The sequence below is a fragment of the Photobacterium profundum genome (genome assembly GCF_003026285.1).
Taxonomy (GTDB): Bacteria; Pseudomonadota; Gammaproteobacteria; order Enterobacterales; family Vibrionaceae; genus Photobacterium; species Photobacterium profundum.
On sequence record NZ_PYOD01000032.1, the window covers coordinates 1 to 10580 of the forward strand.

A 10580-nucleotide genomic window follows, 5' to 3' on the forward strand; every position below is an offset into this window, starting at 1 on the left:
TCTTTCGACTTAAAATTTCACGAGTGCCCACACAGATTGCATGGTCAAATTGTTAAAGAACATACTGACTAGGTTGCTGGCTAAGCGCCGTGCTCCGTGTCAGTGAGGTCGCATTATAGAGACTTCGTTCAGGTTGGCAAGGGAGTTTTTGATATAATTATGAAAAACACCATCAACCGAACAAAATACAAACAACCCACTCAAAGCTGGTCTAAAATCGCACTCCCAAACACTAAGAAAGTGTAACTTGCTCTTCAATGCGCTCTATTAATACAGGCGGCAACTCCAATGCATCCGCTAAAGCATCCAAATAAGCCCGCTCTAGGAAATGGTCTACATCAATCACTAGTAGTGACACGAGGTAGACTTCCGATGCTTGCTCAAGTCCATCAACGGCCTTTGCAATCACATGAGGGTTTAATGGCTCATCCAGCCAACGGGAAATCAGTACTTCCACATCTTGTGTCATTCCATTTTGCTGCAGCCACTGAGTAATCGCCGCCTTCTCATCAATATCAATATGGCCATCAGCTTTAGCGGCAAAGATCATGGCTTTCATCAATACTTCTTGATCGGTTTTTAGTGGTGCTAATTCACCCAGCATCGGAGCTACCGTCGAAGTTGTTGCTTCAGTCTGATCTTGAGACCACTTTTTATAAGCTTGATACGCCACAGTACCTATAGCTGCAGTGCCACCAATGACGGCAGCTTTTTTGCCATACTTACCCACTAGCTTACGACTTTTCTTATTTCCGACTAATGCTCCGACAAGCCCTCCTGCCGTAGCCCCTTTAACAAGGTCTGCTTTACGAGAAGAGGAAGAAGAGGAGGAGGAACTTTTCCCCATATAACTGCTGGCTTGATTAATGAGTTGGTCAAATAGGTTTTTCATCGTTGGCACTCCATAACAAGGGATACCACTGATACTAAAGAAGAGAAAATGAACGGGGAATGAATTTAACGTAAAGCAAGGTAAAGAAGGAATATAAATGCCAGATACAACAAAGCCCCAATGAACCCTAAATCGCACGATCACCATGGCGAATTACAAGTTGTGGCTCAAAATGAAGGTCTATATTGATATCTTCTTTTTTAATCAGGTTTATCAGCACTTCAACAGCAACTCGAGCCATTTTACTAATAGGAAAATGTACTGCCGAAACCGTGGGATAAAAACTGGCGCAGCGATCAATACTGTCAAAACTAATCAAAGATACTTGCTGTGGAACGCTCACATCATTTTCATGGAAAAATTGCAACGCCCCTCCCACCATCTCTTCGTTACATGAAAATAACGCTGTTAAATCAGGGTGAGATTGATACAATTTTTTTGCCGCTAGATAACCACTTTCTCGACCATAATCACCCTCGGCACACAGAGTCAGATCGACGGTGATATCCGCGGTAGATAAAGCATTAAGGTAACCTTGATAACGCTGTCGACTGTTCGTTCGATTGAGTGGGCCGCTTATACACGCAATCTTTCTGTGACCTTGATTAATCAGATGGTCGACGGCTATCTGCCCCGCTAAAGAATGATCAAACGTTATACATCTAGATTCTAAACCCTCAACGATACGGTCAAGCAAAACAAATGGTGTTGGCTCTTTAGCCAATAATCGCAATTCATCATCACTCAAATAGCGACTATTAAGTACATAGCCGTCACAACGAAGAGCATGGAAGCGGCAAATAGCGTCACGCTCCCCCTCGGCACAATGATGCCCCTGAGCTGTAATCAAAAATTTCTGGTGCAAATCAAGTTCAGTCTGAACTTGATTCATCATTTCACCGAAGAACCCACCAGTATAATAAGTTACCAACAGACCAGCCATATTCGATGAAGCAGTCGCAAGAGAGCGAGCGATCGCACTAGGACGATAATTCAACTCCGCCATCGCTTGTTCAACTTTGCGTTTAGTATCCGCCCTAAATTTACCTTCTCCATTGATAATGCGAGAGACGGTTGAACGGTTAACTCCAGCTAAAAGAGCTACATCTTTAATCCTTGCCATCGCTTTTATGTTCTACCTCTAATAATTAATTGAACTGCCTCTTATTTCAATGAAAAAGCCACGTCATCAACCTCTCGCTATAGTGTAAACCCGCACATGCGAAAATACAGTACTAACGGTATTTTCATCAGAATCCATAATAATAACGAACTGCCAGTAATTCGCATTATGGTACAGGGGGAATTAGCATACTGGCAGTCGTTATTGGTTTATCATCTAAATGACGATTTAATCTATTGATCAGAGCAATTACCGTAGATCAAATCTGTACAGCTTATTTAGAAAAAATAGAAAAATCGCAGACTTCAATACCTTGCTTATCTAAGGCTTCAAGCAAGTTTTCATCAGTTAATATAGCTAACTCTTTTGCTCTTATTACATTGTAAGCACTTACATCTAATAAAGGTTGATCAATAAAACCCGGATGACACATTATTTCTAATACATCACAGCGATTTTCATGCTTGTTTATAATCCCCAAGAGCTGATTAACACTAATGCCATCACCATAAAACTCATCACTAAATATATACTGGCAATTATTTGATATTAAGCCACCTTTACCACATTCTCTTAATGGTACCTTGTAATAACGAGCTAGCTCTTGTACCACAGGTAATATTTGAGAGTGGGTATGAGCATGGTGGTGGCTATCAATGTGACTCAAGCTTAATCCCGAAGCAAGAAAACACTCAATTTGTGCAGTAACTTCATCAGCGATTTCTTGTTCAACAAAGTCTTTTCTGTGCTTGAAATTTTCTTTTACAAGAAATTGACCATTGTCACTTGTCAAGGAGTGGGCCGCTGTGAGCGGTGCTCCTGCGGTAAATCGTAAATGCAAACCCACTTTAAGTGAAGCCGCAGAAGAGGCCAGATCAATCGCATGTTTATCAGCCTCCATACCCACCATGAGAGTTGTTGAGCGCACTACCCCTGACTGACTGGCAGCGACGATCCCTAAATTAACACCTGGAGTCAAACCAAAATCATCCGCATTAAAAATAACATGCATAGCATCACCTAAACTTATAAAATCGGCATCCTTGCCGTTCAATCTTTCCTATTCAATTTAATTTTTAACCATTGAACTGTGGTAAGTAGTCATGATTAATTCGCAATGTGTCATCCAAAATTGCTTTGGCTCGCTTAATGTCTGGTACTAAGGGGTTATTTACCAATGCCATTAACCCTTTGTCATAATCCCCGTGGACAGCAGCCTCAACCGTCAGTTGCTCATAGGCTTTCACTTGATGAATTAAACCACTCACCGCAGGGCTTAACTGACCGACAGAGAGTGGACGAGCTCCCCAACTTCCAACAACCGCGCTGCACTCAATCACAGCATCATCAGGTAACGTTGCTATGGTGCCGTTGTTGCGCACATTAACAACATTTATTGTCTTAAGATCGTTATAAATAGCATCAACCAGATCAAGGGACGCATCAGAGTAGTAAGCCCCCCCACGCTTTTCAAGCTGCTCCGGTTTACGGTCTAGATTCACATCTTGATATAACATAAAGAGTTCTTGCTCTGTTTCCATGACCTGTTCAGCTCGCGTCCCACCACTTAAAGCCGTTTCTTTCTCTTCAGCAAGCATGGCATCGGTTTGGTAAAAGTAGCGGTGATACGGACAAGGAATCGCCCCTATTGCTTTAAGAAAAGTAGGGTCCCACGGCTCTTCAAAGATATTTGTCATACTGAAGTTAGCACCATCACCCACCTTATCTAATACTGTGGCGGTAATATCTTTCCCACCAAGCCAAGCTCGATGCACCCATACCATATGGTTTAACCCTGCGAACTCCAAAGACAGGTCATGCTGTGAGCAATTCATCATCTCTGCAATCATCATTTTCATCGATACAGGAACATTACAAAGCCCAATGGTTTTCACCTTGGTATACTTCAGTACCGCTTCTGTGACTAAGCCTGCGGGGTTAGTAAAATTTAACATCCAAGCATTCGGCGCTAATTCTTCAATATCTTTGCAAATATCAAGGATCACAGGGATAGTACGAAGTGCTTTTGCAAAACCACCTGGACCTGTCGTTTCTTGTCCAATCACATCATACTTGAGTGGTATACGCTCATCATTTGCACGAGCTTGCAATCCGCCGACACGGAACTGAGTCATAACAAAATCAGCACCTTTTATCGCTGCACGGCGGTCAAGTGAGGCGGTCAGTGTAATATTGGCTCCTGCTTTATCCACCATCCTTTGAGCCAACGCTTTAATAATATTTAGTTTTTCCTGACCAGATTCAATATCAACAAAATGGATCTCTTTTACAGGTAAACGCTCTAGCCTTTTTAGGACACCTTCAACCAATTCTGGAGTATAACTACTCCCCCCTCCGATAATGGCAAGCTTTAGCGGCGATTTAGTCATTGTCCACCTCTCCTTATGTATTAAAATCATATTAGGGTTATAACCCTGCGATTGTTATTAAACTGTCGCACCACTTACTGGTACAGTATCTGCGTCTTGCTGTTGTTCAGCCGACTTACCTTCTTCTTTAAGTAATTGCTTTTCGAATATTTTAAAGAATGGGAGGTAGATGAATATGTCCATCACAAGCAACGCGAGAACCAGCAATACCGGAGATAGCGTCCAGCCAGAGCCCCAAGACGCACCAAGCAATGCAGGAGCCGTCCACGCGGTTTGCGAAACACCAGCCCCGACGATACCCATATGAACAGCTGCATAAGCAATAGTGGCATTTAACACCGGCGCAAAAATGAATGGGATAAACATGGTAGGATTCAAGACCAGCGGGCTACCGAAGATGACAGGCTCATTGATCTGGAAGACGCCCGGAACAAAACTCATACGACCAAGGCTACGAAGGTGTACGGAACGGCTGAACATCATCAGAATAACTAATGCCAGCGTTGCCCCTGAACCACCAATAAAGATATAAAAGTCCCAGAAAGGTTGAGTAAATACATTGGGAATAGCTTCACCAACCAAATATGCTGCTTGGTTAGCACCAATATTGGTCAGGAATATTGGGGAAAGTAGACCAACCACAATCGCCGCACCATGGATACCAGCAAACCACAATAACTGACACAGCAGCAACGCCCCAATAATGGCAGGTAATGAATTGGATGCACTCACCAAAGGCTTGAACATCTCCAACACCAAGTCAGGAATTAACATGTCATATTGCGCTTGTACAAAAAGGCTAAGAGGGAAGAGAGTAAGGAAAACCACCAACACAGGGATCAACAGTTCAAATGAGCGAGCAATCGCTGGTGGCACCTGCTCTGGTAGCCTGATAGTAACATTGTATTTTTTCAAAATACGTATCAATTCTACAGAGAAAAATGCACTGATCACGGCAGTAAAAATACCCGTACCAGACAGATGCCCCATTGATAATGTATCGTTCGTCGCTGGGGCAGATGCCACTAAAAATGACATTAGCGATAGCGAAGCGCTGGTAATGCCATCCATTTTATAGGCGCGCGCCAAACTATATCCGATTCCTAGTGACACAAATATTGCCATGATTCCCATCGTCATTTGAAAGGGCATCATGAGGTTATCAAAGTTAGCGCTGGCAAAATCAAGCCAAGCTCGGCCGAAAGCATTTTGCGTATCTTCCGCAAATGGAGGAAATGCAAATACCAAGGCAAAACTACCAACAATAATAAATGGCATCGCAACAATAAAACCATCACGCATGGCACGAACATGTTTTTGGTTACCAACTTTAACTGCCAGTGGTGCAATAATATTTTCAACGAAATTAATTATCGAATCATATAACTTCATCTAAAACTCCCTTTTATTATAATTAACCACTTCACAAAAATTTCAATGTGGGGATATTCAATATATTCATTTACGACATCAGTAAAATAAAAATACGAATTTCACTTAATTACTCCGTAATAAGAGAAAGCACTTATTCGAGTACTTCCTCACCTTTCATCATGTCATATGCAAAAAGGGGGGGATGTTTGAATAGCATCTTCACACGCACAGCTAGAGCTTCAATTTCACACTCCACCCTACGACTTACTACTGCCGACTCCATTTTTACCTGCATTCTAGTGGCCCTCTCTACACTACAACTCGACTTTTTTGTCACTCAACTTTAAATCACCACAACATCGTAAATAAATAAAACTAAAAACAAAAGCACAACCGGTTGCGCTATCACCAGTAAACTATAAAGCAATAACATCGCTACTAAAACAAAAAGACACAATAAAACAAAACCTAAATATAAAAGATAACAATAATGATATTAACGCCCAAATTAAAATGTAAACTAAAGTAACGTAAATATAATAATGATATGTAACGCACGCATATATCCAACCACTATAGACTCAATTAAACAATCCGAATTAATACTATTCACAGCCACAAATGATAATTTTATTTATCCATTTATTAATTCACCAACGATTCAATTTGAATAATGAGATATATATGAAACTACAAAAAACACTGCTATCGGTATTATGTACAAGTGCAATCCTAACAACCTCAATGGCAGTTCAAGCAACCCCGAAAGGAACGATTTATCTTACTTTTGATGATGGCCCTTTAAATGCATCAATTCCAGTGATTGATGTATTGAACGAAGGGGGGATTAAAGGCACATTTTATATCAATGGCTGGCATTTAGATGGCATCGGTGATGAAAAAGAAGATAAGGCCGTTGACGCGCTAAAGTATATGCTCGACTCTGGCCATGTTGTGAGTAACCATAGTTATGATCATATGGTTCATAACTGTGTCGATGAAAATGGGGATAACAGTGCTGCCGCCTGTAATGCTACCGGTAACCATCAAATTGATTCGTACCAAGACCCTGTATATGACGCATCAATGTTCGATAAGAACCTTACCGTGATTGAGTCTTATATTCCGAATGTATATTCCTATCCAAATTTCAAAGGGGTTAACCTTGCGCGCTTGCCTTATACTAATGGCTGGCGTGTCACTAAAGACTTCAAAGGCGATGGACTCTGTGCAACATCAGATGAATTTAAACCTTGGGAGCCTGGATATGTATGTGACCCACAAAACCCGTCACAAAGCGTTCAATCCTCGATGAAAGTTGCTGATATATTGACAGGAAAAAACTACCAACTTCATGGCTGGGATGTTGATTGGGCGCCAGAGAACTGGGGGATACCTATGCCAGCGAATAGTTTAACTGAAGCCGATGTATTCTTAGGCTACATTGATGCTGCAATTAATGCTTGTGCGCCAACCACTATCGAACCAGTTAACTCAAAAACCCAAACATTCCCATGCGGTACATCTCTACATGCCGATAAAGTTATCGTCTTGACCCATGAATTTCTCTTTGAAGATGGTAAACGTGGTATGGGAGCAACAAAAAACCTGCCGAAGCTTGCCAAGTTCATAAAAATCGCAAAAGAAGCAGGATATGTTTTCGATACCATCGATAATTATGCACCTGTATGGTCTATCGGAGAAACTTACGAAGAGGGCGATTATGTCACTCACGAAGATACTATTTACAAAGCTACCGTTGCCCACAACGCACAGGCAGACTGGGCACCATCGTCAACGTCAAGCTTATGGTTAAACAGCATGCCGACAACGGTATGGACGCTTAACGTCAGTTATAACCAAGGCGATATTGTCCTTTATATGAATGAGCGTTACCTCGTTAATACCGCTCATACCTCACAGGCTGACTGGACACCGAACACCGAAGCGACGTTATTCACCAAGTTGTAATAACCGCTCTCTAAAAATTCACCCACATGATAGCTTTGCTTTCATGTGGGTGATACGCCAAATACAAACTGATACCTCGTATTGGTCATTACGAAGCAATGAAAAATCAAAATACCACTAGTAGAAAAGCCAGTTAAGCTGTGGGACTTCACCGTCGATAACATTGCCACAACCTAGACACTATCTTTACCCAATATGATTTATTGGTGATCACAATAGATAGAGGCAGAAAACGTTTAGGCCACCCTGTTCGCTCAGTGACAGTGATCGTGGCACCACTAGGCACGACAATAATCAATCGAAATAATGACGACGAGTCTAGCCCTCTTATCAAAGAGCGAAAATTGAGTTTCAATGCCCGCACAAGTTCAAGGCACGCTATCAATAATGTAGGATCACTCAGATGAAGGGTAATTGTCTGTTCATTGGCAACAAGGTGGATAGTTTCATCATCCACCTCCATGACTAACGCCCCATGAATACTCAGCATATATTACTCTAAGCTTCGACCTCGAATACTGATACTGCCATTGACAGTCCAAGTCGAATGATCCGATTTGTCTCCGGAGCCACTGGGTACACCAATCTCAATCTTGTCAAATTCATACGTTAATTCAGCATGACGCTCAGTGAGTTTGTCATACAAAGCCCCTGCCAACTCGGGCCAATTAGTCGTATTGTTGTTTGCATCTGCCATTGCCTCTCTCCTACTTGTTTAATCCACATTACCTTGTAATGGACAAGTAAATGCCACCTTTCACCTTGCCCTCAAGCTAATAAATTTCGCCAGAGCATCACCCTCTCTACAACTGGCAATTACTGGCATTTGTACCCAAATGAACTCAACATATCTAATTGAGAGAAATCAGTGTAGCAATAACCTCCAGCCACTCACTTCTCGCTAAAATAAACATATTGCTCTTACATGGGTACACACATTATAGCTGCTGCAACAACTTACTGACCTCTTGAATGCGAGTCACCGCCGCTATCTTGGATGTTTTCTCTTATATTCAGTAACAAAGCACAACTTTTATTGCCAGGTTGTACCAACCTGGATAAATAGTTGTTGGCATTTAATTGATTCGCTTGGTTATGTTGGCTTGTGATTTTGCTAGAATCGGAGAGTGTTGGATTTACTTAGATTTCTTGAATGCAGATTATGCACACCGTGGATTATTCGACAGTTCTAACTGCTGATAAAGTGAGTCTAATTAAGGTGAAAAGCGTTGATAACAAGAAAGGAAAACTGAGGTAAGATTTGATTACTCCAGATACAACAAAGCCCCAACCGAAGTTGAGGCTTTATCATTTTATCTGGTGCCCGAGGACGGACTTGAACCGTCACGCTCGAAAGCAACGGATTTTGAAGCCGTAGCGTTTACATAAACCCTTTACTTTTTCAATAACTTAAACAATACTAAAAGCCTTTCTATACAACTTTTTATACAACTTTGGGCTTTTCTTATGTATCAAAAACTCGTTAAAGGTCTTGCTATCTATCGACAAAATCACACAAATAGCATTTATGTTCGTTTTCGTGTAGATGGTAAAGAAATTAAAAGGAGTCTTAAAACTTCTGATCTTGATGATGCAATATCAAAAGCTTGGGCTTTAAAATTCGAGTATGAGGGAATGATAAAAGCAGGTCTTGAAATCGTCCCTGTGCAACGTCATACAGTCGAAAAAGCTTGTCATTCTGTGATTACTCAACTTAAAGAGAAAAAGCCGTTTAGAAATACATACAATGATTATATTTACTTGTTTAATAGCTTTATCATTCCTTTTTTTAAAAACAAAAGTATTGAGGAATTGACGACTAAAAACATAAGACTTTATTTTGATGGTTTAGAACTTTCTCAAACTCGTAAAACAATGAATAAAACTTGTTTTACACATCTTTTTTACTATCTTGAAGAAGAGGAACTTTTAAAGAAAAAAGATTTTCCCTCTTTCCCAAAAGACATTAAAACGACACAAAAACAAATTGGTATTGATTTTAAAGAATCTGAATTAAAATCAATTCGTGAATTTACAGAATCTGAAAATTGGCTTGAACAAAAAAACATTAATTTCAAGACAAGAGAATATCGTTTTATCTTCCCTCATGTTTTTAATTTCCTTCTCGAAACTGGCATAAGGACAGGTGAAGAAATGAATAACATTCGTTATTCAGATTTAACAAAACACAATAAAAGCTTTTATGTAAAAATTAGAAAAGGTAAAACAAAAGAGCATTCACAAAGGGAATCTATTCTTTCCAGAAAAGCAATTAATTCATTAATTGCAATTACACAAATAACAAAAAATTTAGATTTAACAGTAGATAAATTATTAACTGTAAAAGATGGTTTTATTTTTGAAAGTTCTTTTGAAAAAATAGCTGATTGGTGTAAATTATTTGACCAAATAATAAAAAAAATGATTGAACAGAATATCATTAAAACGAAATATACTTTGTATTCTTGTCGTCATACATACATAACAAAACAATTGCTTAATGGTGTTGATATGCTTGTAATAGCAAAACAAGTAGGTAATTCACTTGAAACTATTCAAAATCACTATGATCATTCATTACTTAAAGATAATAAAAACGTTAGAGCATTAACGAAAGGTAGAGAAGCAGTTAGATTTTAAACAAAGAAAAAGCCCTTTCGGGCTTTCTTTACATTGAGGGTCTGTTTTTATTTTTAAGTTTTTTCTTTATTTCTGGATTGTCAGGATGGTTATAAATAGTTAACTCTGGCAATTCTATTTCATCAAGTATTGATTTATTGGTTTTATTTTTCAATAGTTTTTGATAAGCATTTTTTAACTTATTGAATTT

The 10580-nt window shown here is 39.8% G+C and carries 9 protein-coding genes; 2 read left to right on the forward strand and 7 right to left on the reverse strand.

Annotated features, from left to right (window positions below; genetic code table 11):
* Window positions 1-232 precede the first annotated feature (232 nt).
* The 5 genes from C9J48_RS27305 to C9J48_RS27325 form a co-directional block, all read right to left on the reverse strand.
* The gene (locus tag C9J48_RS27305; RefSeq protein ID WP_107281302.1) at window positions 233-892 is read right to left on the reverse strand and encodes a tellurite resistance TerB family protein; all 660 of its coding nucleotides are present in this window, start codon (window positions 890-892) and stop codon (window positions 233-235) included.
* 127 nt (window positions 893-1019) lie between these two features.
* Complete coding sequence (locus C9J48_RS27310) at window positions 1020-2015, reverse strand: LacI family DNA-binding transcriptional regulator (protein ID WP_006228279.1); 996 nt, start codon at window positions 2013-2015, stop codon at window positions 1020-1022.
* A gap of 274 nt (window positions 2016-2289) precedes the next feature.
* A complete protein-coding gene (chbG, locus tag C9J48_RS27315; protein WP_242610766.1) occupies window positions 2290-3069 on the reverse strand; it encodes a chitin disaccharide deacetylase in 780 nt (259 codons plus the stop codon).
* Window positions 3070-3091: 22 nt separating this feature from the next.
* The gene (locus C9J48_RS27320; RefSeq protein ID WP_006228281.1) at window positions 3092-4405 is read right to left on the reverse strand and encodes a 6-phospho-beta-glucosidase; all 1314 of its coding nucleotides are present in this window, start codon (window positions 4403-4405) and stop codon (window positions 3092-3094) included.
* 57 nt (window positions 4406-4462) lie between these two features.
* Window positions 4463-5797, reverse strand: coding sequence for a PTS sugar transporter subunit IIC (locus C9J48_RS27325; RefSeq protein WP_006228283.1), 1335 nt, complete (start codon window positions 5795-5797; stop codon window positions 4463-4465).
* Between the two features lie 666 nt (window positions 5798-6463).
* On the opposite strand from C9J48_RS27325, the gene C9J48_RS27330 reads away from it, so the two are divergent.
* Window positions 6464-7750 carry a polysaccharide deacetylase family protein gene (locus C9J48_RS27330; RefSeq protein WP_006228285.1) on the forward strand — a complete coding sequence of 429 codons (1287 nt, stop codon included), beginning with the start codon at window positions 6464-6466 and terminating at the stop codon, window positions 7748-7750.
* Between the two features lie 148 nt (window positions 7751-7898).
* Here the strand turns inward: C9J48_RS27330 and C9J48_RS27335 are convergent, their stop codons facing one another.
* Together C9J48_RS27335 and C9J48_RS27340 are read right to left on the reverse strand one after the other, a co-directional pair.
* Window positions 7899-8240, reverse strand: a complete 342-nt coding sequence (locus C9J48_RS27335) for a hypothetical protein (RefSeq protein ID WP_006228286.1) — start codon at window positions 8238-8240, stop codon at window positions 7899-7901.
* Between the two features lie 3 nt (window positions 8241-8243).
* Window positions 8244-8447, reverse strand: coding sequence for a hypothetical protein (locus C9J48_RS27340; RefSeq protein WP_006228287.1), 204 nt, complete (start codon window positions 8445-8447; stop codon window positions 8244-8246).
* A gap of 770 nt (window positions 8448-9217) precedes the next feature.
* On the opposite strand from C9J48_RS27340, the gene C9J48_RS27345 reads away from it, so the two are divergent.
* Window positions 9218-10390: a tyrosine-type recombinase/integrase gene (locus C9J48_RS27345; RefSeq protein WP_006228288.1), complete on the forward strand. Its 1173-nt coding sequence runs from the start codon at window positions 9218-9220 to the stop codon at window positions 10388-10390.
* Window positions 10391-10580: the final 190 nt, after the last annotated feature.